The organism is Desulfovibrio piger (assembly GCF_900116045.1).
In the GTDB taxonomy this organism is placed as follows: domain Bacteria; phylum Desulfobacterota; class Desulfovibrionia; order Desulfovibrionales; family Desulfovibrionaceae; genus Desulfovibrio; species Desulfovibrio piger_A.
Map to the genome: position 1 here is coordinate 20,290 of NZ_LT630450.1, position 22,824 is coordinate 43,113.

Annotated in this window: 32 protein-coding genes and 3 other RNA genes; 34 read left to right on the plus strand and 1 reads right to left on the minus strand. The window is 58.2% G+C overall.

Annotated elements, in window-relative coordinates; genetic code table 11:
• The first annotated feature begins 257 nt into the window (after positions 1-257).
• The 3 genes from DESPIGER_RS00085 (at position 258) to DESPIGER_RS00095 (ending at position 3,957) form a co-directional block, all read left to right on the plus strand.
• Positions 258-1,790 (plus strand): peptide-binding protein, encoded by a 1,533-nt coding sequence (locus tag DESPIGER_RS00085; RefSeq protein ID WP_231927675.1) that lies wholly within the window; start codon positions 258-260, stop codon positions 1,788-1,790.
• Between the two features lie 243 nt (positions 1,791-2,033).
• Complete coding sequence (locus tag DESPIGER_RS00090; protein ID WP_072331483.1) at positions 2,034-2,687, plus strand: DUF4405 domain-containing protein; 654 nt, start codon at positions 2,034-2,036, stop codon at positions 2,685-2,687.
• A 196-nt stretch (positions 2,688-2,883) separates the two neighbouring features.
• Positions 2,884-3,957, plus strand: a complete 1,074-nt coding sequence (locus DESPIGER_RS00095) for a hypothetical protein (protein WP_156831588.1) — start codon at positions 2,884-2,886, stop codon at positions 3,955-3,957.
• A 309-nt stretch (positions 3,958-4,266) separates the two neighbouring features.
• On the opposite strand, the gene DESPIGER_RS00100 is transcribed toward DESPIGER_RS00095, so the two are convergent.
• Positions 4,267-4,776: a helix-turn-helix domain-containing protein gene (locus DESPIGER_RS00100; RefSeq protein WP_072331487.1), complete on the minus strand. Its 510-nt coding sequence runs from the start codon at positions 4,774-4,776 to the stop codon at positions 4,267-4,269.
• A 242-nt stretch (positions 4,777-5,018) separates the two neighbouring features.
• Between DESPIGER_RS00100 and DESPIGER_RS00105 the strand changes: the two genes are divergently transcribed.
• The 31 genes from DESPIGER_RS00105 to DESPIGER_RS12725 all read left to right on the plus strand — a co-directional run bounded on the left by DESPIGER_RS00105 (position 5,019) and on the right by DESPIGER_RS12725 (position 22,662).
• A complete protein-coding gene (locus tag DESPIGER_RS00105) occupies positions 5,019-5,444 on the plus strand; it encodes a hypothetical protein (protein ID WP_006006557.1) in 426 nt (141 codons plus the stop codon).
• Positions 5,441-5,683 (plus strand): helix-turn-helix domain-containing protein, encoded by a 243-nt coding sequence (locus tag DESPIGER_RS00110; RefSeq protein WP_072331489.1) that lies wholly within the window; start codon positions 5,441-5,443, stop codon positions 5,681-5,683. The genes DESPIGER_RS00105 and DESPIGER_RS00110 overlap by 4 nt, the downstream gene beginning before the upstream one ends.
• Positions 5,684-5,705: 22 nt before the next feature.
• A complete protein-coding gene (locus tag DESPIGER_RS00115) occupies positions 5,706-7,874 on the plus strand; it encodes a Mu transposase C-terminal domain-containing protein (RefSeq protein WP_072331491.1) in 2,169 nt (722 codons plus the stop codon).
• Between the two features lie 9 nt (positions 7,875-7,883).
• Positions 7,884-8,597, plus strand: coding sequence for an AAA family ATPase (locus DESPIGER_RS00120; RefSeq protein WP_072331492.1), 714 nt, complete (start codon positions 7,884-7,886; stop codon positions 8,595-8,597).
• A gap of 10 nt (positions 8,598-8,607) precedes the next feature.
• The gene (locus DESPIGER_RS00125; RefSeq protein ID WP_072331494.1) at positions 8,608-9,261 is read left to right on the plus strand and encodes a hypothetical protein; all 654 of its coding nucleotides are present in this window, start codon (positions 8,608-8,610) and stop codon (positions 9,259-9,261) included.
• Positions 9,255-9,536, plus strand: coding sequence for a hypothetical protein (locus DESPIGER_RS00130; protein ID WP_072331496.1), 282 nt, complete (start codon positions 9,255-9,257; stop codon positions 9,534-9,536). The genes DESPIGER_RS00125 and DESPIGER_RS00130 overlap by 7 nt, the downstream gene beginning before the upstream one ends.
• The gene (locus DESPIGER_RS00135) at positions 9,536-10,045 is read left to right on the plus strand and encodes a host-nuclease inhibitor Gam family protein (protein ID WP_072331498.1); all 510 of its coding nucleotides are present in this window, start codon (positions 9,536-9,538) and stop codon (positions 10,043-10,045) included. The genes DESPIGER_RS00130 and DESPIGER_RS00135 overlap by 1 nt, the downstream gene beginning before the upstream one ends.
• 10 nt (positions 10,046-10,055) lie before the next feature.
• The gene (locus DESPIGER_RS00140; protein WP_072331501.1) at positions 10,056-10,298 is read left to right on the plus strand and encodes a hypothetical protein; all 243 of its coding nucleotides are present in this window, start codon (positions 10,056-10,058) and stop codon (positions 10,296-10,298) included.
• A 13-nt stretch (positions 10,299-10,311) separates the two neighbouring features.
• The gene (locus tag DESPIGER_RS00145) at positions 10,312-10,608 is read left to right on the plus strand and encodes an HU family DNA-binding protein (protein WP_072331504.1); all 297 of its coding nucleotides are present in this window, start codon (positions 10,312-10,314) and stop codon (positions 10,606-10,608) included.
• Positions 10,609-10,686: hammerhead ribozyme type II (locus DESPIGER_RS00150), an RNA gene on the plus strand. It abuts the gene before it with no gap.
• On the plus strand, positions 10,683-11,474 hold the full coding sequence (locus tag DESPIGER_RS00155) for an N-6 DNA methylase (protein ID WP_231927584.1): 792 nt from the start codon (positions 10,683-10,685) through the stop codon (positions 11,472-11,474). Before DESPIGER_RS00150 ends, DESPIGER_RS00155 begins: the two co-directional genes overlap by 4 nt.
• Positions 11,475-11,497: 23 nt before the next feature.
• Positions 11,498-11,662: a hypothetical protein gene (locus DESPIGER_RS12720; RefSeq protein WP_156831589.1), complete on the plus strand. Its 165-nt coding sequence runs from the start codon at positions 11,498-11,500 to the stop codon at positions 11,660-11,662.
• A 3-nt stretch (positions 11,663-11,665) separates the two neighbouring features.
• An RNA gene (locus DESPIGER_RS00160) (hammerhead ribozyme type II) lies at positions 11,666-11,732 on the plus strand.
• A 7-nt stretch (positions 11,733-11,739) separates the two neighbouring features.
• Positions 11,740-12,732, plus strand: coding sequence for a DNA cytosine methyltransferase (locus tag DESPIGER_RS00165; protein WP_173783275.1), 993 nt, complete (start codon positions 11,740-11,742; stop codon positions 12,730-12,732).
• Positions 12,730-12,795, plus strand: an RNA gene (locus DESPIGER_RS00170) — hammerhead ribozyme type II. Before DESPIGER_RS00165 ends, DESPIGER_RS00170 begins: the two co-directional genes overlap by 3 nt.
• 9 nt (positions 12,796-12,804) lie before the next feature.
• Positions 12,805-12,987: an anaerobic ribonucleoside-triphosphate reductase gene (gene nrdD / locus DESPIGER_RS00175; protein WP_006009413.1), complete on the plus strand. Its 183-nt coding sequence runs from the start codon at positions 12,805-12,807 to the stop codon at positions 12,985-12,987.
• 4 nt (positions 12,988-12,991) lie between these two features.
• On the plus strand, positions 12,992-13,420 hold the full coding sequence (locus DESPIGER_RS00180; protein ID WP_072331510.1) for a hypothetical protein: 429 nt from the start codon (positions 12,992-12,994) through the stop codon (positions 13,418-13,420).
• A complete protein-coding gene (locus DESPIGER_RS00185) occupies positions 13,413-13,895 on the plus strand; it encodes a phage protein GemA/Gp16 family protein (protein WP_083575219.1) in 483 nt (160 codons plus the stop codon). The genes DESPIGER_RS00180 and DESPIGER_RS00185 overlap by 8 nt, the downstream gene beginning before the upstream one ends.
• Positions 13,879-14,226 carry a hypothetical protein gene (locus tag DESPIGER_RS00190; RefSeq protein WP_231927585.1) on the plus strand — a complete coding sequence of 116 codons (348 nt, stop codon included), beginning with the start codon at positions 13,879-13,881 and terminating at the stop codon, positions 14,224-14,226. Before DESPIGER_RS00185 ends, DESPIGER_RS00190 begins: the two co-directional genes overlap by 17 nt.
• Before the next feature lies 1 nt (position 14,227).
• Positions 14,228-14,683 (plus strand): helix-turn-helix domain-containing protein, encoded by a 456-nt coding sequence (locus DESPIGER_RS00195; protein WP_072331513.1) that lies wholly within the window; start codon positions 14,228-14,230, stop codon positions 14,681-14,683.
• 162 nt (positions 14,684-14,845) lie between these two features.
• Positions 14,846-15,205: a putative holin gene (locus DESPIGER_RS00200; RefSeq protein ID WP_072331516.1), complete on the plus strand. Its 360-nt coding sequence runs from the start codon at positions 14,846-14,848 to the stop codon at positions 15,203-15,205.
• Positions 15,206-15,207: 2 nt separating this feature from the next.
• Complete coding sequence (locus tag DESPIGER_RS00205) at positions 15,208-15,915, plus strand: transglycosylase SLT domain-containing protein (protein ID WP_083575220.1); 708 nt, start codon at positions 15,208-15,210, stop codon at positions 15,913-15,915.
• A complete protein-coding gene (locus DESPIGER_RS00210; RefSeq protein ID WP_072331519.1) occupies positions 15,912-16,265 on the plus strand; it encodes a hypothetical protein in 354 nt (117 codons plus the stop codon). Before DESPIGER_RS00205 ends, DESPIGER_RS00210 begins: the two co-directional genes overlap by 4 nt.
• 207 nt (positions 16,266-16,472) lie before the next feature.
• Complete coding sequence (locus tag DESPIGER_RS00220; RefSeq protein WP_006006584.1) at positions 16,473-16,874, plus strand: hypothetical protein; 402 nt, start codon at positions 16,473-16,475, stop codon at positions 16,872-16,874.
• A complete protein-coding gene (locus DESPIGER_RS00225) occupies positions 16,871-17,110 on the plus strand; it encodes a hypothetical protein (protein WP_072331526.1) in 240 nt (79 codons plus the stop codon). Before DESPIGER_RS00220 ends, DESPIGER_RS00225 begins: the two co-directional genes overlap by 4 nt.
• A 1-nt stretch (position 17,111) precedes the next feature.
• Complete coding sequence (locus tag DESPIGER_RS00230) at positions 17,112-17,714, plus strand: hypothetical protein (RefSeq protein ID WP_006006588.1); 603 nt, start codon at positions 17,112-17,114, stop codon at positions 17,712-17,714.
• A 9-nt stretch (positions 17,715-17,723) separates the two neighbouring features.
• A complete protein-coding gene (locus DESPIGER_RS00235; protein WP_072331529.1) occupies positions 17,724-19,187 on the plus strand; it encodes a hypothetical protein in 1,464 nt (487 codons plus the stop codon).
• 81 nt (positions 19,188-19,268) lie between these two features.
• Complete coding sequence (locus DESPIGER_RS00240; protein WP_197678009.1) at positions 19,269-19,529, plus strand: hypothetical protein; 261 nt, start codon at positions 19,269-19,271, stop codon at positions 19,527-19,529.
• Positions 19,526-21,082, plus strand: coding sequence for a phage portal protein family protein (locus DESPIGER_RS00245; protein ID WP_072331532.1), 1,557 nt, complete (start codon positions 19,526-19,528; stop codon positions 21,080-21,082). Before DESPIGER_RS00240 ends, DESPIGER_RS00245 begins: the two co-directional genes overlap by 4 nt.
• Complete coding sequence (locus DESPIGER_RS00250; RefSeq protein WP_072331535.1) at positions 21,079-22,371, plus strand: phage minor head protein; 1,293 nt, start codon at positions 21,079-21,081, stop codon at positions 22,369-22,371. The genes DESPIGER_RS00245 and DESPIGER_RS00250 overlap by 4 nt, the downstream gene beginning before the upstream one ends.
• A gap of 3 nt (positions 22,372-22,374) precedes the next feature.
• Positions 22,375-22,662: a hypothetical protein gene (locus DESPIGER_RS12725; protein ID WP_006006599.1), complete on the plus strand. Its 288-nt coding sequence runs from the start codon at positions 22,375-22,377 to the stop codon at positions 22,660-22,662.
• Positions 22,663-22,824 lie beyond the last annotated feature (162 nt).

Sequence of the window (22,824 nt, forward strand, 5' to 3'; positions counted from 1 at the left end):
TTCTGGGCGGGCTCCGTTGAAAAATCGCAGTATAATAGATTTGGGAGTAATATCACAGGCATCACTTCAATGGCAATAGATGCTCGTAACTTATGAAAAAATATTTTATGAAAAAAAAGATGGTATTTCCCGCGGCCTTCCGGGCCGCCGGCATGCGCTCTCCGGCCGGGGGCGCCGCCTTCTGGAAAAGGATTTTTCTGCTGCTTCTGCTGCTTTGCCTGCCGCTTCCGGCCGCGGCGGACGACGGGGAAGCCGGCATGGCCCCCACGGACGGTGACCGCATCCTGCTGGGCAGCATCGGCGAGGCTTCCAACCTCATCCCCTACCTGACGGCCGACTCGGCTTCCCACGAAGTGGCGGACCTGCTCTATGTGGCGCCCCTGCGCTTCAACAAGGACCTGGAGCCGGAATGCTGGGCGGCGGAGTCCTTCAGCATGGAAGACGAGGGACGTCTGCTGCGCTTCCGCCTGCGCAAGGGCATCCTTTGGGAAGACGGCACCGAACTGACGGCCGAGGACGTGGCGTTCACCTACAAGCTGGTCATCGATCCGGCCACGGGCAGCCCCTATGCCGACGACTTCCTCCAGATCAAGGAATTCCGGGTGCTGGACCGTTACAGCTTCGAGGTCCGCTACGAACGGTTCTTCGCCCGGGCCGTGTCTTCCTGGATGAACCCCATCCTGCCCAGGCATATCCTGGAAGGGCAGAACATCCGCGCCACCCCCTTCGCCCGCAAGCCCGTGGGCGCCGGTCCCTACCGCCTCCAGCGCTGGGAACCGGGCGTGCGCATCGTGCTGGAAGCCTCCCCCACCTATTTCCTGGGCAGGCCGCACATCAGCGAGGTGGTCTTCCGCATCATCCCGGATACGGCCACCATGTTCATGGAGACCCGCGCCGGGCGCCTGGACGTGATGGAGCTGAGCCCGCAGCAGTACCTGCGCCAGACATCGGGGAAAAAGTGGGCGGAGTCCTTCCACAAATACCGCTATCTGGCCTCGGTCTACAATTTTTTGGGCTTCAATCTGGAGCATCCTTTCTTCAAGGATAGAAGGGTGCGGCAGGCCATCTCCTGCGCCATCAACCGGGGCGACATCGTCAAGGGCGTCTTGCTGGGGCTGGGGGAACCGGCCTTCGGGCCCTACAAGCCGGGCACCTGGGCCTATCATCCGGGCCTGCGCCCTGTGAGCTTCAATCCCGACCGGGCCCGCAAGCTGCTGGCCGAGGCCGGTTTCGCGGACAGCGACGGCGACGGCATCCTGGACAAGGACGGCAGGCCCCTGGCCTTCACCATCCTGACCAACCAGGGCAACGAGCCGCGCATCCTCACCGCCACCATCATCCAGAGCCAGCTGCGGGCCGTGGGCATCGACGTGCGCATCCGCACCGTGGAGTGGGCCGCCTTCATCCGGGAATTCGTGAACACCGGCCGTTTCGATGCCATCATCCTGGGCTGGACCATCACCCAGGACCCGGACATCTTCGCGGTCTGGCATTCCTCGCAGGCCGTGCCCGGGGGCCTGAATTTCATCCATTACAAGAACCCCGGGCTGGACAGACTGCTGGAAGAGGCCCGCTCCACGCCGGACCGCCAGCGCCGCACCGCGCTGTACCATCAGGTGCAGGAGATCCTGGACGAGGATCAGCCCTACTGCTTCCTTTATGTGCCGTATGCCCTGCCCGTGGTGCAGAACCGCTTCATGGGCATCAAGCCCGCCCTGGCGGGCATCATGTACAACTTCGAGGACTGGTGGGTGCCCAAAAGCCTGCAACGCTACAAGGTGACGCCGTAGGAGGGCGCAGGACAGGCCTTCCGGAAGACGTGTTTCTGAAAAACAACTATGTTTTGCCGTGATATCGGCATATTATACATATAAAGTAAAGATATGTTTCCCCATAGTCATGACATGCTGGGGATGCTGGAGGAGGCAGGATGTGATTCTGTCTCCTCTTTTTTGTCGTTATAGAAGTGGAAAAGTATCTTGAACACAGGAGTGGAAGAGCGTAAAGGCAGCCCCATCAAACACCATTGGGGGATGACCATGTTACGCAAGATCATTTCTTTGACGACGTTTTTTTCCTTTGTCCTGCTGATCCTCAGTTCCATCATGCTCTATGTGGTGCCTGAAGGCCGTGTGGCCTACTGGGCGGACTGGCGCATCATCTTTACCAAGGCCCAGTGGGGCGATCTGCACATCACCGGCGGGGCGCTCTTTCTGGTGGCCGGGCTGTGGCATACGTTCCTGAACTGGAAGCCGGTCATGAACTACATCCGCGGTGCAGGGGGCGGCAGCCGCAAACCCCTGCTGGCAGCGGCCCTGATCTGCCTGTTCGTCTATGCAGGCACCCTGCTGGAGATCCCGCCCATGCAGCAGCTGGTCAGTTGGAACGATGCCATCAAGGACTATCAGGCCCGCAAGTACGGTGAACCGCCCTTCGGCCATGCCGAGACCAGCTCCTTGAAACAGTTCAGCGCCTTCCTGGGCCTGGACTGCAGCCTGATCCTGCAGAAGATGCGCGAGGCCGATTTCAAGGGCGAGCTGAAGCCGGAGAGCATCTTCATTGATATCGCCACCAGCAACGACATGACCCCGCAGGAACTGTTCAGTTTCATCATGAAGAGCACAGGGGCCACCATGCCCGTGCGCGGCAGCGGCAAGGGGCAGGGCAAGGCACAGGCGGCACAGTAGCGCGCAGCCTTTTCAGCCGCATCTGAGGACGGGCATGATCCCTGGGGATCGTGCCCGTTTTTTAGAGTGAGATCTCTTCCCTGCTTCTTATTGCAGGATCATAGGTATTTTTTGAAATTTGCTCCTAGCATGCCCTAGTGGTAACTGCTTCATATAAACCAGCAAGGCTATTGACATTCATGACAGGAGGAACAGCATGTTAGCGAAACTTTGCCGGATATGCCCTAATACAGATAGCTGGAAACGCCCTACAGGCAACAAAAAAGGCTTGGGTGATTTCGCGGGTACTAACGGTTTTGGTGTTGAAGAATGGCTCTCCAGAAAGGAGTGGCTCCTGTCTGGATATAAGGGTCTTCCCGGAGATTGGCGCTACGCGCATATCACAGCCTTATGGACGAAGAATAACGCATATGCCGGACAGGACATGCGGGTCTATCTTTTTACCTATGATAACGGAGCATGGCTCGTTGGTTATATTGATCAGGCGCATCTTATCGATGAAGATGAAGCCGCATGGGCTGTGGAACAATTCCGCCGCAAGGGTTGGCTGAATGCGATGCGGGAGGACGTGAAGGCCATCGAGGGTAATGTGGACATCCTGTCGGATAAGACCGTGCGGACTAGTCCACTGGGGTATGCCAGCATGCGTTTCAAGCCGGACAGCTTGCATTTCCTGCCGGAGCCGCAGCGACTTATTATGAATAACTGGCGCTATACCGTGGCCTATGGCTGGAATCCTGCCTATCTGGGGGAAGTTTTCCCACCGGACATGCTGCCTGGGCAGGAGAATTCCTCTGCGCAAGAACTGGCCAGATTCTCAGAAGCGATACGCGTGCGGCGGGCTATCTGTGCCAAGGAATGTTCTCCTCGGCAGGCACCTATCCAGAATCGTCTGGCACTGCAGCTGGCAACAATCTATGGCCCTCAGGGCTATCAGGTGCTCTGTGAGGATAACCGTGTTGATATCTCAATTCGCAAAGATAACTATACAAGTTTTCTAGAGATTAAGCCGGCGGACAGTGCCCGGGAGGCCATCCGTCTGGCCTTGGGGCAATTGCTGGAATATGCTCATTATCCAAAGGCGGACAAGGCCGACAATCTGGTGGTGGTCAGTGATGCCGAACCTAGTCCTGACGATAGCCAGTATATCCGACAACTGCGGCAGCGCTACGGTATTCCTTTATGCTATGTGTACTGGCCCAGAGACGCCCAAACGATCTCGCAGAGAGAGCTGATGAAATGCGTGAGAGCGATAAAAATTTCCGGGTGAAAAGCCTGATGGCCAAGAGTAGCGGAGATAGTCGGGCAGGTTAGTGCCTTAGATATCCTTTTTAAAGGGGCTATAGGGGGGCAGAAGAAATGAGAATGACGGTATGGCGTCATCCAGTCGGCTAGATGTCGGCTATATGTAGGCCAGGCGCGGGCTTATGGTGGTCCGGCGTCTAAAAAAGGCCGCGAAAAAAGACTTGAGAACGGAAGGCTATTTCAAGAGCGTTTCCGCACGACAAATGAGAATACAACAGCCCTGCCGCGTGTCGTTTTTGACACAAAAGCAGGGCTGTTTTTTTGTCTTTTCTGATTATGCAACGCCGCTATTTTGCGCAGGCTGATCCGAAGCGATAGCGAGTCGATTTTTACGCTCCTCCAGTCGGGCAACCTTCTCCCGCAGTTCCCCGATTTCGCGAAGCAGCGCTTCTTTTTCTCTATAAAGCTGTCGATTTTCGGCTATAAGCTCCCTGTTTTCTTTAAAAATTTCATCTCGCTCCTGTTCCATTTTTTTTAGGGACTCTTCCTTATTTTGACAATAAACACACTCAGATTCATTTTGACTACATAAAGTAGCATTGTCTTTTTCGGGACGACCTGAAGGCGGGCCACTCTTCTCTGTCCCATAATATAACCATTCAATATCAACATTGAATAATTTTGAAGCCTTAGGAAGCCATGATGCTGGAATTCTGTCACGCAATCTAGCCGCAGCTATAGATTGACGGGAGAGACCTAGGAGCTGTGCCAGCTCGGTATCCTTGGATACTTTTGCTGCAATTTTTAGACGCGATAAAATGTCTTCTGCGCTTGCATGTTCCATGCTGTCAAACCTGCAAGTAAACATGCAACTGTAAAGTAGTGCATATTTACAATAATTACAGTATGTTAGAAAAAATCCAACAAAAACAAACCTGCAAGCAAATTTTTATTGACTTGACTACATTTTTTAGTCAAAAAGAACTTGCGGGCGGTTGAAGTTTCAACATAGCAAAGCCGACTTTATCCGGCCCGTCCCATTAAATCAACGTCCAGGCGCGAGCGGCGTTTGGACAGGAGCAGGCCATGAAGCAGCTATCCTTACTTGACGACGCAGTCCGGCTTTCTGGCGTAATGGCGGCCATCAAGACCGCCATGCGCGATGCCGCCGGAGCGCCGGAAGGCGAAGGTCGCAAGATGCTTGCCGACCGCCTGAATGAAATAGCACAGCGGGCGGGAATCAAGCTGACGGGCGGCAATACCCTGTCCATCAGCAAAGCCACACTGGACAAATGGCTGGCCCCCTCCGACACGTCGCACCCTCCATCCATCTTGGCCTTGCTGGCCTTCTGTCGAGCCACCGGAAACGTGGAGCCTATCCGCGTTGCGGCGCAGGCGTTGGGTTTGGACCTAATGACGGAGGAAGACAAAAAACTTCGCGACTATGGAGCTGCTGTCCTAGAAATGAAGGCTGCCCGGCAACGCAAGCGCAGACTGGAGGAAGATTTATGACCCGCGAAGAATGCGGACGCCAGCGCTATGAAGTTCGCTATGTAATCCGGGCGATTCTGGATGCACGCGGTCTAAGTATGGCGGAACTGGGAAGACGTATCGGCGTCACCGCAGAAGCAGTCTCCGCCACAGTGTTGGGTAAGCGGCATAGTCCGCGAGTATTGGAGGCCCTGCGCCGGGAAGGTGTACCGGAAGAATGTTTGTTTGACCCGCGCAAGACGCGCGACAAGGCCGCATAAGGCGACGCGAAGGAAAAAGGCAATGGCACTCAAGGAGGCATATACATCTCAAGCTCTCGCCCCCTTATTGGGACTTACTCGACAAGGGGTAGATGCTCAGGCCAAGTCTGGCGGTTGGCAATTCCGCCCGCGCAAGGGACGCGGCGGCGGGAAGGAGTGGCTTGTTTCCTCCATGCCAGAAGCGACGCAGCGCGCCCTCCAGACGGCAGAGGAACGCCGGGCGATAGAAGCAGAGGCAGCCCTTCCCGCAGTTGCAGTTTCCCGGCTTCTCTCCCCCGCCAGACAGGCCATCCTTGATGACAAGCGCCGTTACAAGGCGTTGGCAAAGGCCGATCTTCTGGGGCTTTATCTGGACTGGCAGGCAAAGCACGGCAGCACCATCAGGCAGAAGCAAGCCTTTATCCTTGCCTATCAGGGCGGCGCATGGAGCAAGCTCCTTGAGGAACTCGGTCCGCGCGTAAGCTGGAAGAGCCTGGAACGCTGGAAGCTGGAAAGGAAGGACTCCGGCGGCGTCCTGGCCCTGGCCGACAAGCGCGGCCTTGCCCATCGGGGCAAGAGTATGCTCACGGAACGGCACCAGACCATCATCCTGGGACAAATACTGGACGGAGACCGTCAAATCAGCACCTGCGCCCGCATCATACAAGAACGGTGCAAGGCGGAAAATCTGGCCGTTCCCTCAGACGATACCATCCGGCGCTGGGTAGCCAACTACTCCAAGACGTGTTTCAGCGACTGGACGTTGTGGCGCAACGGGGAAAAGGCGTGGAACGACCGATGCGCTATATCCATTCTTCGAGACTGGTCGCTAGTAGGCGTGGGCGACGTGGTGATCGCTGACGGCCATACGCTCAACTTTGAGACGACAGACCCGGATACGGGCAAGCCCAAGCGCATGACGCTGCTCCTGTTTTTCGACGGCGGAAGCCGTTACCCGCTGGGCTGGGAAGTGATGGCGACGGAAAATGTGGCCTGTATTTCCAGCGCGTTCCGCCGGGCCTGCATCCGTCTGGGGAAGTTTCCCCGCGTTGTTTACCTGGACAACGGCAAGGCGTTCAGGGCGCGGTTTTTCGACGGCTGCAAGGACTTTGAGCAGGCCGGATTCCTCGGCCTGTACCGTGACCTTGGCTGCGAAGTCATCCACGCCTGGCCCTACCACGGCCAGAGCAAGCCCGTGGAACGGTTCTTCGGAACCATGCACGAACTGGAAGAGCTTACGCCGTCCTATACGGGATGGGACATAGCCCACAAGCCCGCGCGGCTGCACCGGAACGAAAAGCTGCACCGCCGCCTCCATGAAAAGCTGGGCCGCCGCCCGCTCACGCTGGAAGAAACGTATGAGTGGCTGGCGTATTGGTTTGAACTGTACGCTTCCCGCCCGCAGGCCTCCACCCATTTACGCGGCAGGACGCCCGGAGAGGTGTTCGAGGAAGGCCGGGGGCCGGGCGTGGACATGGAGCGCCTCACGCTGCTGATGCTGCAAAAAGAAGTCCGCACCATCAGCAAGGACGGCATACGGCTGGACGGTCGCCTGTTCTGGCATGAAGCCCTGTTCAACCGCCGTCATCCGGTACTGGTTCGCTATGACTGGCAGCTCTCGCCGTACACGGTGCTTGTGTACGACCTGGAAGGCCACAGACTTTGCGAGGCCCGCGACCGTTACCATTACGGGATTGCCGCCGGTATCCATCCCGCCGCCCGTGTGCTGGGAACGGCGGAACAGCAGCAAGACCTTACGGAGGCTCTTGCCTTCAAAGCACAGCAAGGACGCGGAGCCAAGGCCGGAATACGGCAGATGACGGAAACGGTCTTTCTCCCGGAAGCCCGGCAGCGGCAGATTACAGGGTTTCAGAAGGCCATTCCCGCCCCGGAACCCGTCAGAAAGTCTCCGGCGCTCTCCGCCACGGAGAAGGCTGCCATCGAGGCCGCCAAGGCCGCCGGTGCTCAGGCCCGCGCGGAACTGGAAGCTCCTACCTACGAACCTTCCATTTTCAAGCGGTTCCCGGACGAACCGGCCAGGTACGACTACCTGTTCACGGCCCTTCACGAGCGGGGCGCGGAACTGGTGCCGGAAGATGCGGCCTTCATGGAATATTTCGAGAACACCCCGCAGTTCCAGCGCAATTTCAAGCCGCTCTATGACGGCAAGCTGGAGCTGCTGTACAGACAAAGCCATATCGCAACGGCATAGGGAGGCTATATGCGAGACGTGATCATTCCCACAGACGCGACGGCGCGGTTCAACACGGCAGTGGATGCCGTGGTGGACGCGGGCCGGGGAACCAGCGGATTCATCCTTGCCCACGGGCAGGCCGGGCGCGGCAAGAGCGTGGCGGCTGACCAGTACCATTACCAGCGCGGGGGCGCATACATCCGAGTCTGGGAAGGCTGGACACAGGCGGCGTTCCTCCAGCGCGTACTTTTTGAAGTGCGCGGCAAGAACGGAGATTTGCCCCGCATGAGCGCGGACCGCTGCAAGCAGTCCATTGTGGAACTTCTGGAACGGGATCGCAAGCCCATTTTCGTGGACGAAGCCGACCGGCTGGCCATCGGGCGCATTGAAGACTTGCGTGACATTCTGGAAATGACGGGCGCGCCCATCATCCTGATAGGCGAGGAAGGTATTTTCGGGCTTCTGTCCGAACGCCGCCGTGTATGGAGCCGCGTAGCCCATGAAGTGGAGTTCGGGCCTATCAGCGCGGCGGAAGTGGCCATGTACGCCATGAAGGCGGCAGCGCTGGACATACCGCCGGAACTGTGCGGACGCATAGCGGAACGGGCGGAAGGCGACTTCCGGCTGGTGCGCAACATGATGCTTCTGCTCGAAAAGGCGGCGAAGGCGGCGGAAAACTTCACTGTGGACGGACCGATGCTGGATACCGTTATTTCCGCGCGCTCCTGGCGACGCAAGTAGGAGGCCCTTCATGGATACCCGCAAGGAAGTCAGCAAGGAAGCGGTGCGCGCGGCGTTGCAAGCCCTGGGAGAAGGCGGAAAGGAAATCAGCTACCGCCTTGTGTACGAAGCGCTGGGGCTGGAAAACGACGCGGAACAGGCCGTTGTGCGCAGCCGCATTTCCGACATGACGCGGCACGGGGAAGTCAAACGGACGCGCACCGGCTGTTTCACCTACGACTTCAAACATCGTCCCCGCGAGGCGAAGAGTTATGAAGCCCTGTGGCGTTTTGTCCGTAAGGCCAAGCCAGGCTGGAGCATATCGGAATGCGCAATGATGACGCGCATTTCGTACACGCAGGCGCTGCGTTACTGCAACTGGCTGGCGGAGGAAGGCTTCATAGCGAGGGCTGGCAGAGATGATCGGAACGCCGTCACCTGGCGGGCCACGGTAAAGGCGGACAAGAACCCGGAAACGCCGTATCCGCCTCTGCGGGAAACAGACCCCTTTGCGCGGGAGCGTGCGGCGGCGGCCACCATCGCCCGGCTTCTGCTCTGCGCCGACCCCTACGCAAAGAAAACAGCACAAAGCATTACGGACGCCTGCAAGATTCTGTTGGCACGGTTCGACAGAAACCGCACGGAAAATGAGAACGACAATATAGAGGAGAATGCAACATGCTGAAAGAAAACCTTTTATCCATTCTGGCCGCTCTTGGAGAAGTACAGGGAAACGCGAAGAATGAAGAACAGGCCGCCCTTGTACGCGGCTGCCGCGACAATCTGAGGGCTGCCGCCGAACAGGCGGAGGCCCTGGAAAACAACCTTCATGTGGTGAGCGTGGAATGGACGGCGGAAGAAGCGGAAATCGCCGCACCCGCCATGAATCTGCGGCTGGTCGCACGGGGCATCAGCGCGTCGGGCGTGTTCCCGGCAAGCTCCATCAGGGAGGTGGGCTAATGGCGCGCATCAAGCCAGACCCATACATGGTGCTTGACCGGGCGCAGTGTGAGGGCGCGCTGGCGGAAATGGCAGCCATCGACCGTAAACTTTCCGCTATCGAGAATGAGATGCGGGAAGCCGTGGACGGGGCGAAAGCCAAGGCCAGCCAGCTTGCCGGGCCATTGCAGGCGCGACGCAAGGAACTGTCGGACGCGGTGACGGTGTACGGCAAACTCAACCGGCAGGAACTGTTCATCAAAAGCAAGAGCCTCGACCTCGGATTCGGCGTGATCGGGTTCAGAGCCAGCACGAAAATAGTCCAGATGCGCGGCGTGACGGCGGAAATGACACTGGAAAGGCTGCATCAATACAACCTTTCGGACGGTATCCGCACCAAGGAAGAAATCAACAAGGACGCGGCGCTGGGCTGGCCGGACGAACGTCTGGAGCTGGTGGGGCTGAAACGGCAGCAATCGGACACGTTCTTCATAGAAATCAAGAAAGAAGAGGTGCCGGAAACCGTCTAGGAGAGCTGCAATGGGGCGTGACCTGTACAGAAAAAGCGAACTGGAAGCGTTAGCAGCAAAGTACGCGCATAACGTGGTGACGCACAAGGGGTTCAGGCCGGAAGACCTGCCGGAGATAGCCCGGAACCAGGAATGGAAGCAGGCAAGCCCCGGCCAGCGTGACAAGGCTTGCCGAACCATCCGGGATATGGCGCGGGCGCTGCTTATCAGGGCCGGATACAGCCGGGATATTGTATATCGAAACATTCCATAACTCAGGAGGACTTATGACAAAACAGGAACTTATCAAGGCAGTGGCACAGGCGGTGCGCACGGCGCATCCCGACAGGAACGTGAGCGTCGTCATGGTGGAAACCGTTCTGGACGCGCTGGGCGACGTGGCCGCCGCCGAACTGCTGGGCGGCGGGGAAATCCCGCTGCCCGGTCTGGGAAAGCTCAAAAGCAAAGATATTGCGGCCCGTCATGGACGCAATCCGCGAACCGGGGAGACGCTGGATATTCCGGCACATAAGGCGGTGACGTTCACCGCCTGCAAAGATTTGAAAGAGGCAATGAAGCCGTAAAAGCGAAACCGCCCGCCCACTTCCAAGGGCGGCGCGGTCGCCCGGCGGTGGTGCGCAGGGCCTGACGAGCAGCCATGAGCAAGAAAAGCAATCAGAGAGTCAATCCGGGATTGAACCCGGTTCGCAAGGAACTTGATGCCATAATCGGCAAGGGACACAACGGTTATCGCGTGTTTGAAGACTGGGTGGGGCTTATGTTTTATGCCTTTCAACGGGACGACCCGCCGTATCTGGAAATCATGGGGCAGTACCGCAATACGGAACCGGTGGGGCAAAGGGCGGCGGATCACTTCGCTAACGCCACTGCCTACCTTCTGGATTATATGCGGGCGACAAGTGAGGAAACGCTGGGGCCGCTGTATGAAGAATACGCGGCGAACCATTACACCGGTCAGTATTTCACTCCGTCTTCCGTGGCGCGACTTATGGCCAGGATAACGCACACGGCACCGCCGGAAACGGGCCGTTTCAAGGTTCTTGACCCCGCCTGCGGCGCGGGAGCCTGCCTGATAGCGGCGGCCAAGGAACAGACGTTCGAGCAGAACGGACGGGCAATATTCGTAGGTCAGGACATAGACCTGAACTGCGCACGAATGACTGCCTTGAACCTCATGTTTTTCAATCTGGACGGGATAGTGCTGTGGGGAAATCATCTTGCCCTGGAAGTACGCGGAGCATGGGAAACACGGAGGAGCCTAGTCTGGGGAGGGAGCATCCAGACCTGGGATAAGGAACAGGCGGCACAATGGCTGCGCGGGCACTTTTCCGAGCTGGAGACGCCGCCGAAGCCAAAGAAGGATAGTGCGGTGTGTGTCAAAACTGACACAAAAACAGTGGCAAAAATGGAGCAACTTTCGTTGTTCTGAATACACCAAAAGGAGATGTGACCATGAAAATCGTAAGAACTGAAACCGAAATTGTCCGCGTGGAAAACTGGGCCGTGGAAGGTATTGACGAAGACACCCGCTATCCCGGCATGAGTTATGAACAGGGAATCGTGGATACTTTGGCATGGCTCAGGGGTGACAGCGATACGGCTCCGGACGAGGAATAGCTAAAGCGAAACGGCCCCTCTTGGGGCCGTCGCCGGAGCGTGGCGACTCCGGCCTGACGAGCAGCCAGGGAATGACTATGAGCGCCTATTATAACGAGATAGACCCGTTTGCCGCTGCATGGTTGCGGGAGCTGATAAAAGCCGGACATATCGCGCCGGGAGAAGTTGACACAAGGAGCATTGAAGATGTCGTGCCTTCCGACCTTGCCGGATTCAGGCAATGTCATTTTTTCGCCGGAATCGGAGTCTGGTCCCATGCTCTGCGTTGCGCAGGATGGCCGGATGACCGTCCCGTATGGACAGGTTCCTGTCCCTGCCAGCCTTTCAGCGCGGCAGGCAAAAGAAAAGGGACTGCTGACGAGCGGCACCTGTGGCCCGCGTTCTTCCATCTCATCGGCCAGTGCCGGCCTGTCACAATCTTTGGCGAGCAGGTTGCGAGCCGTGACGGCCTTGCATGGCTCGACCTTGTATCGTCTGACCTGGAAGGAGCGGGTTACGCCTGCGGGGCGGTGGATGCCTGCGCTGCGGGCTTCGGCGCGCCGCATATCAGACAACGGCTCTACTGGGTGGCCTACGCCGACGGGGAACAGTTACACCGGAGCAGGCTCCAGAAATCGGGAGGGAGGGCTGAACTTGCAGACGGCGGTGGAGTTATCGGGCTGGCCGACACCGCGTTCCGCGGAAACGGGGCATTCCACGGGCAACCCGTCAAGGGCGTTCGATCGCAAAAGTCGACTGGAGGACATGGTTTTTCTGGCGGGCTGGGCAACACCGTCGGCAAGGGACTGGAAGGATACACCGGGCATGGCGACGAAGAGGCCGGACGGCAGAAACAGGACAGATCAGCTTCCACGGCAGGCTGCAACGGCGTATCCCTGCCGACTGACGGTTTCTGGCGAAATGCTGACTGGCTCCTGTGCCGGGATGGAAAGTGGCGGCCAGTTGAACCCGGCTCTTGCCCGCTGGCTCATGGGACTACCGCCAGAGTGGGACGACTGCGCGGTTATGGTAACGCCATCGTCGCACCGCAGGCGGAAGCCTTCATAAAAGCATTCATGGATATTCTGTAGCGAAACGGCCCCGCATGGGCCGTCGTCCGGCGGTGGCGCACCGGGCCTGACGAGCAGCCATGAGACAGAACAATGACGGAAGTAATACCGAACCTTCCCAGCATTGAGCGGGACGGGAAAATTTACATTGGCGAAGGCGTAAAGTTCGAGCGCATCCGGCGTATCACGGGTTATTTGGTGGGTACGGTGGACCGCTTCAACAATGCCAAGAAAGCGGAACTTCGAGACCGCGTGAAGCATACCGCCATGAGGTAAGATCATGCGGAAGGACAACCGAAAATTCTGCGCGTCCATCAGCGTGCGCAACGGGGAAGATCGCGCGAAGCTGGAGCTTTCCCCGGCTCCGTTGCACGGCGGCCCGGAAGGTTCTTACCGCGTGCGGCTGGCCCGGCGCTGGCTTGATAGGGAAGACGGCGTGCCGCGCTTCTTCGACCGGGACGGAATAGCCCGTCTGGCGGCGGAACTTGCCTTGTGCGGGCTGGAAACTCCCGCCCCGGCCCCTGACATTCCCTGCAATTCCCGCGTGTCTGTGCGGCGCGCGGACGGCTTTTTTGAAGGAACCTGGACGAACTCCGATCCGATTCTGGATTATGCGGGACGTTGGGTTGTCAACGTCTCGCTGGGAGGAAAGCGCGTGTTCGTGCCGGTGGAAGATGTGACCGTACACAAGGAGCGTCGCCGTGGATAACCAGCACATGCGCCTTGGTTTGTATCGCAAGATTGAGATTGCCCGCAAGCAGCTTCCGTACATGGATGAGGAAGCCTTCCGGGCCTTGCTGCGTTCAGAGTTCGGCGTATCCAGCCGCAAGGATATGACTATCCATCAGCTTTCCCGACTGGTACAGCATTTTGCCGTGCGCTACGGCGTGACCTACACAGCGCCCGCAAAAAGTCGGAATGGTCGCGTGACTCCGCTAAGTCGCCCCGATTTTATAGAAATCACGGACTCCATGCCGTATGCGGCAGAAAAACGACAGATTCTGGCGATATGGCGCAAGCTGGGTTACTCCATGACTTCCCTGAATACCAGGGTCAAGCGTGCATTCGGCATCCATTACTTTGTCTGGATGCAGAACGGCGAGCAGATTTCAACGCTGTTATCGGACTTACAGCGTCGGGAAAAGTCTTTTGAGCGGAAGCGTCGGCATGATGACGGCCAGTGAGCTGAAAGATGCGGTGCTGGCCCGCTATCGGAGCGTGTACGCCTTTTGCCGGGCACACCCGGAAATGAAGCGGGCAACAGTGTATCTGGTGCTTTCCGGTCGTTATCCTGGAAAATGGCATGAGCAGGCGGCAAGGATTCAGGCGGCACTTTCCGAGGACGGAGAAAGCCCACGGGGCAGAGACGTGACGCCGGAAGTTGTGGGAAAGGCGTTGCAGGAAATCCGTTGTTCCCATTGTCGCCGCCTTGACCGCAGGGAGTGCCTTTCCTGCCGGGAACAGACGGAACGAGAAAGCAAGGAGCTGTTTTTCAGGGTGTTTCAAGGGGGATGATATGTCGAAAATGCGGATACGGGAAATTGTGACGCTGACCAGGGAAGGATGGCGCCCTTACGACGCTGAACCTGAACGCAGTGTGTATGAAAGGCTCGGCTGCACGCACGTATTGCGCGGGAACCGGCGCAAGCCGTTCTGGTTCGTGCGCGGAGACGTGTTTTGCTGCATCGGATGCGCGGATCACTGTACGCTTAAACGTCCGGCGGGCTTTCCCCTTCCGCTGCCCATACGCTATTCCAGCATACCTTCTGAACAGCCCTATTCTTTGACGCCGCAGGAAATGGTCAACCGTCACGACATATTGAACGTGAGGCAGGCGGCTTATTGCCTGAATGTTTCGGAGCGCACCATTTACGACTATATAGCCGAGGGAAAACTGATACGGCTCAAGGACAGTCCTGTCCGCGTCCGGTCCAAGGAGGTCAAGGAACTTCGAGGTGATTTTGACGAGTGAAAAAAAAGTTCGCATAGCTCGCGCCCTTTCCGGGCATGAAGCGGCCCGCCATGGCATGATTGCCGTGACGGGCCGTTTTCGCGTCCGGTCCGTTCCTCCCTTCCCCGCCGGATTTATTCCGGCGGGTCATTCCGAAACGAGCGCGGAAAGGAGCAGTTTTTCATGAAGAAGTTTCTTTGCAATCCCCGGTATCTGCTGGCCGCTTTCATCGTGAGCGGCCTTGTTCTGCTGGCGGGACTGGTTTTCCTTTCTCCTTATCAGGGGCCTGTTGTGGCCTACAAGCTGGCGCTGGTCATGGTGGCGGCCATTGCGGGTATGGCTTTTGACTTTCTGGCGTTCCCCTATGCGTTGCCGTCTTCCTATCTGGACAAAGACTGGCGGGAAGACCCGGAAGCCACGGGGGATGACGGCCAGCCGGACTTTCCCATTGCCACCGGTTACTTTCGTCCGTTCTGCGCGGCCATGCTCCGCCGGGCCTGCATTATTGCGGCTTTTGTGTTGGCCGTGGCGCTGGGGCTGTAGTCATGCGTGAGCGGATCAAGAAATACGTCCGGCTTCTGACGGCGTGCGCCTGCAATACGCTGGAGACCCTGAGCGTGGGTTTTCTTTTGGGCGTGGGTTGGCTGCTGGCGCTTCTGCTGTTTGCAACCTTGGCCCACGCCGCTGACGTGACGATACCCCGCGCGGCGCAGCAGTACCGGGCAACGCTTGTTCGTGCAGCGCACGCTACCTGGGGGATGGACGCACCTGTGGCCGTTTTCGCCGCTCAGGTCCATACGGAAAGCTGGTGGCGCAATCGCACGGTCTCCCATGTAGGCGCGCAGGGTCTGGCGCAATTCATGCCGTCCACAGCGGCATGGCTGCCGAAAGTCGCCCCGGAGACGGGGAATCCAGAACCGTTTAATCCGGGCTGGAGCCTGCGGGCGCTCTGCACCTATGACAAGTGGCTGTGGGAACGCAACGACGGTGCGAGCGCTTACGAGCGCATGGCGTTCACGCTTTCCGCCTACAACGGCGGCCAGGGCTGGGTGAACCGGGACAAGTCCAAAGCCCGAAAGCTGAACATGGATGCGAGCCGCTGGTTCGGAGCTGTTGAAAATGTCAATGCGGGACGTTCCGCAGCGGCGTGGAAGGAAAACCGCAACTATCCCCGTCTGATCCTGGAAGAACGGCAATACGCCTATATCAAGGCGGGCTGGGGGCCGGGCGTGGAAGATGAGGCGCGGTTATGATGCTCCGGCTGATCGGGATAGGAACTGTATTCGCGCTGGTGGCTATTTCCTACTCTCTGTTGCTTACTAAGGGCGCGCTTGACAAGGAAAGGCTGCATCATGCCGCCACAGCCTTGGAACGCGACCAGTGGAAAACAGCGGCGGAAGCGTACCGGAAGGACGCGGAAGCGCAGGCGGAAAATGCCCGCCTGTGCCTGGACCGGGAGACAAAAGCCGCGCGAGACGCGGCGGAACGAACATCTATTGTAAAGCAGGCCAGGCCGCGTGCCCGCACCGTAGAAGAAAAGGCCAAGGTGGTGGACGATGAAACGCGCCGTCGCGCTGTTGAGCGCCTTAATCGTCCTTTGTAGCGGATGCGGTAAGCAGGCCGCACCGCTTGTTATCAACCTGCCCGACTGCCCGTCCCCGTCTGCTCCGCTTTTGCCGGACCTGGACGCGACGGAGCCGCTGGACAGCCCGGAGAATATTTCCTGCTTATTGGAAAGGGACGATAAAATCCGGGCTTACATAGACGGCCTGAACGCGGCGCTGCGCTGTGAGCAGGCACGGGGAAAATTATGAGTGATATGTCTGCTGCCGTAAGTGCTGCGCTGCCTTTGCTGGAAGCACTGTTTTCTCTGGGCGTGCCCGGCATCCTTCTTGTGCTGGCCTCTATTCCCGCTCTCGTCATTGCCGTGATTTTTGTCCTGGACTACAAGCACGGCAAGCGAGTGTCCAAGGTACTGGAAGCCTATCGGGAAGATACCCAGGAAAGTCTGCGGGTGATGACAGAAAAATTTGAGACCAGCTTGCGGGAAATGAACAAAAAACATGACGAAGTCGCGGAGTATTACCGCAAAAATGTGACCTTGGTAAAAAATTACGAAAGGATGACCGATGCGTTGCAGACTTTGGTCGTGAATAACACGCGCGCTGTGGAACACCTTTCCACCATCGTGGAAACAAGGAGTAAAATGTGAGCAGGCTGGAGGAAATCGGGCAGCGGGAAGAGCTGCGGAGGCGACGGAAGATTATTGAGGCTGAGATACAGTCCCACCGGGACAGCTTGCTGTCAGCCCTTTCCATAATTCATCCTTTGGAAGAATTGCAGGGAGAATATATTGCAGCGTTGGGCGTCAAACTGAACGAACGGCTGATGGAGCTTGACGGCGTGAACAGGCGTATAGCCATTCTGAGCCGTGAACTCGGAGACTGACATGGGCTGGGAACATGAACCGGGCACCGTGTGGCGGGCTCAGGAACTGTACTGCATGGATCGCCTGTCCTTCGAGCGAGTTTCCGAACTGACGGGCGTGGCCACTTCCACGTTGAAACGCTGGGCGGACAAATACCGCTGGCGTGAACGTCGTGAGGAACTGGCGCAGGTGGAAAGTGAGATACGTTTCAACACCGTCATGGGGCGAAAGGCCATCTTGCAACGTCTGCTTGAGGCTGAGGACGGCAAGGAAGCCTCGCAGGTGGCCTTTGCCGTGGCCAGCCTGGAATCCTTGGCATTGAAGCAGGCGGAACTTGCGGCAGCGGGCAAGATACCTTCCTTCTCCGAGCCGGAAGCACGGCCTCATATTGCCACGCAGGCGGACGCTGTGGCCGCGTTGCGTGAAGCCGTGCGCAACAAGGTGGGCATGGCTTTGTCCGATCCGGGAAAAATCAATGCCGCCACGGTACAGGACGTGAAACGCTGCCTGGAACTTCTGGGAGAACTGGAAGCGCGGTTGCCGAAAGAAAAGGAAGAAAGCCGCGACAAGGCGCTATCGCCGGAAAACGCGCAGGCCATCCGGGAAATCCTCGGCACAAGTTAGGGGGCGCGTATGGAACTGGGCGACGTGTTGCTGCCGTATCAAAAGGCATGGCTGGGGGACAAATCGCCGGTCAAAGTGGTGGAAAAATCCCGCCGTATCGGCCTGACCTGGGCACAGGCGCTGGACGACGTGCTGAAAGCCTCGACCTCCGGTCGGGACGGCATGGACGTGCTGTATATTTCGTTCAATCAGGACATGACGCGGGAGTATATCGACACCTGTGCGGAATGGGCGAAAAAGTTGCAAATCGTGGCCGGGAAGGTGAACGAAGATATTTTCCGCGACGGGGACGAGCGGGAAATCAAGGCTTTCCGTATCGACTTTGCCAGCGGGCACAAGATACTTGCGCTGTCGAACCGACCTTCCAATCTGCGAGGCAAACAGGGGCGCGTCATCATCGACGAAGCGGCCTTTGTGGAAGACCTGCCGGAACTTTTGAAGGCGGCGCTGGCGCTGCTCATGTGGGGCGGGCAGGTCATCATCATTTCCACGCATGACGGGGCGGAAAACCCTTTCAATGAGCTGATCCAGGACGTGCGCGCCGGAAACCTGCCCTACAGTCTGCACCGCATTACACTGGATGATGCGCTTTCCGCCGGACTGTACCGGCGTATCTGCCGGGTGACGAAGCAGGACTGGACGCCGGAGGCGGAAGAAGCCTGGCGTGCCGATCTTATCAAGACGTATGGCGACGGCGCGGACGAAGAACTTTTCTGCATTCCCCGGCAGTCTTCCGGGGCCTATCTGACCACCGGCATGATTGAAGCCTGTATGGAGGCGGCTCCCGTGCTGACATGGACGCCGCCAGCCGGCGACTTTGTGGACTGGCCGCTGCCGGTGGCGGAACGCTACACAAAAGGCTGGATAGCGGAACAGCTTGAACCTCTTCTCTCCGGCCTGCCGAAAGACCGGGCGCATTTCTGCGGCGTGGACTTTGGCCGCAGCGGCGACCTCTCCGTATTCTGGCCCGCGACGGAAGAAAAGGATTTGCGCCTTGTGCCGCCCTTTGTGCTGGAGCTGCGCAACTGCCCGCACAGAACGCAACAGCAGATTCTTTTCGCCGTGCTGGACGCCTTGCCGCGTTTTTCCGGCGTATCGCTGGACGCACGGGGGAACGGTTCGGCCCTTGCGGAAGCGGCCCGGCAGCAGTACGGGCCTGGCCGGGTTCGGGAAGTCATGATTTCCGAAGGCTGGTATCGGGAGACCATGCCGCTGCTCAAAGCGGGGATAGAGGACAAAACGCTGATTTTACCGAAGGACGCGGGCATACTTTCGGATTTTCGCAGTCTTCGAGTGATGAAAGGCGTAGCCCGTGTTCCTGAGCAGCGGACAAAGGACAAAACAGGCGGCAGGCACGGCGACAGCGCCGTGGCCTGTGCCATGATGCTGGACGCACGCAGGGAGCTGGGCAGCTCGGAGCCGTGGGAATATGTGGGGATCCCCATGAGCGGCTTCAATTTCAACGGCTGGTAAAATCCTTCGCATGGTTCGCGCCCTTTCCGGGCATGGCCTCCGTTTTTTTGCCACAATGGCGGGAAAACGGAGGTCTTTTTCATGCTTCATGCCGTTATCACACTACTTTTCGCTGTCGCCGGTTGGCTTTGCCATATTCCGGCGCTGGCCTGGCTGTGCGCCGCGTTTTATACAGGGCGCGAACATGCGCAGGCGGAATATCGCTGGATTGACGCTTACGGGAACGGACACCGGGACAATATGCCCTGGTGGGGCGGGTTCGATCCGCGCGTCTGGAACCGCAAATCGCTGCTGGACTGGCTGTTGCCGGTCTGTGTGGCGCTGCTGGCGGAGGCGGTATGAGTACCGGCGGACTGTACAACGCAGACGGAACCTTTGTGCCGTTCAGTGCGGCGGATTTGAGCACGGAACTGGCGACGCGGCAAAACGCGGGGATGTTTTTCGGGGAACTGGACGGCTGGCTGAACACCCTGCCTGACCCGGACCCGGTGCTGCGCAAGCGCGGGGACGAGGCGGACGTGCTGCGGGAACTTTCTGCGGATGACCAGGTGACGACGGCCATGCTCTCCCGCAAGAACAGGGTATTGAACTGTCCTCACCTGTCGTTTCGTGCCGGAGCGCCGGAGGGCGAAACGCCCACACCGGAAGCGGAGGAACTGCACCGGCGTTTCATGCGGGACCTTGAGCGCGCCAACCTGCGCACAATCATTACCGGGATGCTGGATGCCCCCTTTTACGGTTTTACGCCTATGGAACTTGTCTGGCGCTTCGACGGGGACTGGTGGCATATCGTGGACATTGTGCCGAAGCCTTATCACTGGTTCCGGTTCGATAGCCGCAACAATCCCGTGTTCGTGGGGGAATACGGTCTGTATTGCGCGGACCCGCGTCCCCTGCCTCCGGGCAAGTTCGTGTTCGTCACGCATCATGCTACCTACGACAATCCCTATGGTCTGCGCCTGCTCTCTCGCTGCCTGTGGCCGGTGAGCTTCAAGCGCGGCGGTCTCACGTTTTACGCCCGCTTTGTGGAACGGCACGGGATGCCCTGGGTGGTAGGCGAGGCCCCGGCGCAGGCAAAAGAGCCGGAAAAGCGGGACATGGCGCGCGGGCTTTCACGCATGGTGCAGGATGCCGTGGCCGTCATCCCGCACGGGGCGAATGTCAAGCTGGAAAGCGCGGGGCAGACGCAGGGTGCGATTCATGAGGACTTTCTGGCCAGGCAGGACAGAGCTATCAGCAAGGTTCTCATGGGGCAGACGCTGACCATTGAAACCGACGGCAAGAACAGTCTGGCGGCCACGGAAGCGCACAAGAGTGTGGCCGACGACCTGGCGGACGCGGACAAGGCCATGGTCACGGACGCTTGGAACGAGATCGCCTGGCTGTATGCTCAGGTCAACGCCGGGCCTGGCGTTTTTGCGCCGCTGGCAGAGTATGACGAACCCGAAGATTTGAACGTGCAGGCTGACCTTGGCAAGAAAATCCGGGAAATGGGCGCGAAGTTCACGCGGGAATACTTCACCGGTCGTTTTGGCCTCAAGCCGGAGGAGTTCACGCTTGAGGATGAAGCCATGCCGCCGATGGAGGGAAACGCGGATTTTTCGGCTCCGGCGGACAGAGAAACACTGGCCGACAAGGCTCAGAAAGAGCTTGACGCGGCCATAGGGAAATTGTTGCCCTCCACGCTCCGTGCCAGCACGGATTTTGTCACGGAAGTTGAGAATGCGGTCAGGGAGGCAAAGAGTTTCGACGAGCTGGAAGAAGCTCTGGCGGAACTGCTGGCCCCCTCCATGAAGCCGGACGAGCTGGAAAGGTTCCTGGCCCTCACCATGACGGCGGCTGCCGGACACGGTGCGGGAGCCGTGCGGGAAGAAGAGGAAGAGGATGACGCATGAAGCTGCCGGGCTGGGAAATCATTGACGAAGGCGTCACGCCGGAAGCCGCCATAGCCTGGTGGAAGCAACGCGCCAAACTGACGGATGCGGAAGCCAGGGCATTGACGGAAGGAGCGAGACAACGCGCGTTCTATGTCACAGGACTGGCACGGCGTGACCTGGTGCAAATGGTGAGCGACGGCATCCAGGCCGCGCTTGAAAACGGGGAAACTCTGGACTCTTTCCGGGATCGCATCACGGATGCCATACGCGCGGAAGGCTGGCACGACCGGCGCGTGGAACTCATATTCCGAACCAATATGCAGTCGGCCTACGCCGCCGGACGCTGGAAAAAGATTCAGGCGGTCAAGGCGTCCCGTCCCTATCTGCAATATGTGGCGCGCATGGTCCGCACCCGGCCAAGCCATGCCATTCTGCACCTGCTTGTCTATCCCGTGGATCACGAGTTCTGGAAAACGAACTACCCGCCCAACGGCTTCCGTTGTCATTGTCATGTGGTGACGCTTTCTTCCAGGCAAGTGGAAAAGCGCGGTCTGACGGTACAGAAGGAGATGCCGAAATCCGGCGTCTGGAAGGACCCGAAGACCGGCTATGAGTATTTCGTGCATTTTCCCGGTGCGGACAAGGGCTTCCGTGGCAATCCGGGCATGGACTGGCTGGACGGCCTGGACCTCAAAAAGTACCCGGACCTGAACAAAAAGAGCTATGCGGAACAGCGCGGCCCGGCTTCGACAACTTCCGATACCGTGGAAAAAGCCCTCGGAATCAGGAAAGGTCCGCCTATGGACTACAGGGAAGCGGCGGAAAAGGCGAACCCCAATTTTCATGTGGATACGGCATATCAAATCAACTGTCAGCGCTGTGTTCCGGTCTATGAATTACGACGGCGGGGATATCCTGTAACGGCTATGCCAAAACGAAACCAGTATGACGGGAAGGCAAATGCCTGCCTTTATGGCTATGAGTGCTTCGATTCTCCGCAGGTCAAAGGGGTCTGGGGAAGGCATCCGGTTTTGAATAAAACGGACTTGCTCAAGGCTCTGAAAGACTTGCCAGATGGCGCAAGGGTAGGCATAATATGGGCGTGGCCGGGAAAAAGTCGCAGCGGACACACGACGGTTTGCGAAAAGATAAACGGCAAGCTGATTTTCATGGATCCGCAAACGGGTAAAATCGGTGATGAGACACTCGGCAAGGCCCACAGGAGTTTTGGTTATTCCTGGTACAGGATGGATGACCTGGAGCTGAATCAAGATATGGACTGGGCACAAGTAGCCAGCAAGGAATAAGCCATGACTGAAACAGAAGCAAAAGACCTTGTTCGACAGCGATTGTCGCAAGATATAGATGCGGACTATCCCAAGCTCTGGGTCGGCAATACTTTTGCGGAAACACCGGATACTTTCATTATTGAAGGGGCCGTCTATTCCGATAAAGAAAATCGAGATGATGGCTATGTGCTTTGCGCCGTACACAAAGCATCAGGCAAGTGCGGGCTTGTCCTGCCGCCGCCTGGTCCAGCCCTGGAAAGAGAGTCTTTTGAAAGTTTTTCCTGGGATGGTAGCTGGGTAATAGTCTAGTGCGTTGGAGAGCCGCCGAAAGGCGGCTTTTTTGTTGTCCATCAAATTCTTTCTAGTATTCTCATTTATCGTGCGGAAAAGACGACGCGGAAGGCGTCTGAAAATAGTTCGCATGGAACGCGCCCTTTCCGGGCGGAGCCCCTGCTTTCCTGTCATAGTGAC

Bases quoted from the DNA above. Each gene is read 5' to 3' on its own strand.
- DESPIGER_RS00085 (WP_231927675.1), top strand. From the start codon at position 258: ATGGCCCCCACGGACGGTGACCGCATCCTGCTGGGCAGCATCGGCGAG.
- DESPIGER_RS00090 (WP_072331483.1), top strand. From the start codon at position 2,034: ATGACCATGTTACGCAAGATCATTTCTTTGACGACGTTTTTTTCCTTT.
- DESPIGER_RS00095 (WP_156831588.1), top strand. From the start codon at position 2,884: ATGTTAGCGAAACTTTGCCGGATATGCCCTAATACAGATAGCTGGAAA.
- DESPIGER_RS00100 (WP_072331487.1), bottom strand. From the start codon at position 4,776: ATGGAACATGCAAGCGCAGAAGACATTTTATCGCGTCTAAAAATTGCA.
- DESPIGER_RS00105 (WP_006006557.1), top strand. From the start codon at position 5,019: ATGAAGCAGCTATCCTTACTTGACGACGCAGTCCGGCTTTCTGGCGTA.
- DESPIGER_RS00110 (WP_072331489.1), top strand. From the start codon at position 5,441: ATGACCCGCGAAGAATGCGGACGCCAGCGCTATGAAGTTCGCTATGTA.
- DESPIGER_RS00115 (WP_072331491.1), top strand. From the start codon at position 5,706: ATGGCACTCAAGGAGGCATATACATCTCAAGCTCTCGCCCCCTTATTG.
- DESPIGER_RS00120 (WP_072331492.1), top strand. From the start codon at position 7,884: ATGCGAGACGTGATCATTCCCACAGACGCGACGGCGCGGTTCAACACG.
- DESPIGER_RS00125 (WP_072331494.1), top strand. From the start codon at position 8,608: ATGGATACCCGCAAGGAAGTCAGCAAGGAAGCGGTGCGCGCGGCGTTG.
- DESPIGER_RS00130 (WP_072331496.1), top strand. From the start codon at position 9,255: ATGCTGAAAGAAAACCTTTTATCCATTCTGGCCGCTCTTGGAGAAGTA.
- DESPIGER_RS00135 (WP_072331498.1), top strand. From the start codon at position 9,536: ATGGCGCGCATCAAGCCAGACCCATACATGGTGCTTGACCGGGCGCAG.
- DESPIGER_RS00140 (WP_072331501.1), top strand. From the start codon at position 10,056: ATGGGGCGTGACCTGTACAGAAAAAGCGAACTGGAAGCGTTAGCAGCA.
- DESPIGER_RS00145 (WP_072331504.1), top strand. From the start codon at position 10,312: ATGACAAAACAGGAACTTATCAAGGCAGTGGCACAGGCGGTGCGCACG.
- DESPIGER_RS00155 (WP_231927584.1), top strand. From the start codon at position 10,683: ATGAGCAAGAAAAGCAATCAGAGAGTCAATCCGGGATTGAACCCGGTT.
- DESPIGER_RS12720 (WP_156831589.1), top strand. From the start codon at position 11,498: ATGAAAATCGTAAGAACTGAAACCGAAATTGTCCGCGTGGAAAACTGG.
- DESPIGER_RS00165 (WP_173783275.1), top strand. From the start codon at position 11,740: ATGAGCGCCTATTATAACGAGATAGACCCGTTTGCCGCTGCATGGTTG.
- nrdD (WP_006009413.1), top strand. From the start codon at position 12,805: ATGACGGAAGTAATACCGAACCTTCCCAGCATTGAGCGGGACGGGAAA.
- DESPIGER_RS00180 (WP_072331510.1), top strand. From the start codon at position 12,992: ATGCGGAAGGACAACCGAAAATTCTGCGCGTCCATCAGCGTGCGCAAC.
- DESPIGER_RS00190 (WP_231927585.1), top strand. From the start codon at position 13,879: ATGATGACGGCCAGTGAGCTGAAAGATGCGGTGCTGGCCCGCTATCGG.
- DESPIGER_RS00195 (WP_072331513.1), top strand. From the start codon at position 14,228: ATGTCGAAAATGCGGATACGGGAAATTGTGACGCTGACCAGGGAAGGA.
- DESPIGER_RS00200 (WP_072331516.1), top strand. From the start codon at position 14,846: ATGAAGAAGTTTCTTTGCAATCCCCGGTATCTGCTGGCCGCTTTCATC.
- DESPIGER_RS00205 (WP_083575220.1), top strand. From the start codon at position 15,208: ATGCGTGAGCGGATCAAGAAATACGTCCGGCTTCTGACGGCGTGCGCC.
- DESPIGER_RS00210 (WP_072331519.1), top strand. From the start codon at position 15,912: ATGATGCTCCGGCTGATCGGGATAGGAACTGTATTCGCGCTGGTGGCT.
- DESPIGER_RS00220 (WP_006006584.1), top strand. From the start codon at position 16,473: ATGAGTGATATGTCTGCTGCCGTAAGTGCTGCGCTGCCTTTGCTGGAA.
- DESPIGER_RS00230 (WP_006006588.1), top strand. From the start codon at position 17,112: ATGGGCTGGGAACATGAACCGGGCACCGTGTGGCGGGCTCAGGAACTG.
- DESPIGER_RS00235 (WP_072331529.1), top strand. From the start codon at position 17,724: ATGGAACTGGGCGACGTGTTGCTGCCGTATCAAAAGGCATGGCTGGGG.
- DESPIGER_RS00240 (WP_197678009.1), top strand. From the start codon at position 19,269: ATGCTTCATGCCGTTATCACACTACTTTTCGCTGTCGCCGGTTGGCTT.
- DESPIGER_RS00245 (WP_072331532.1), top strand. From the start codon at position 19,526: ATGAGTACCGGCGGACTGTACAACGCAGACGGAACCTTTGTGCCGTTC.
- DESPIGER_RS00250 (WP_072331535.1), top strand. From the start codon at position 21,079: ATGAAGCTGCCGGGCTGGGAAATCATTGACGAAGGCGTCACGCCGGAA.
- DESPIGER_RS12725 (WP_006006599.1), top strand. From the start codon at position 22,375: ATGACTGAAACAGAAGCAAAAGACCTTGTTCGACAGCGATTGTCGCAA.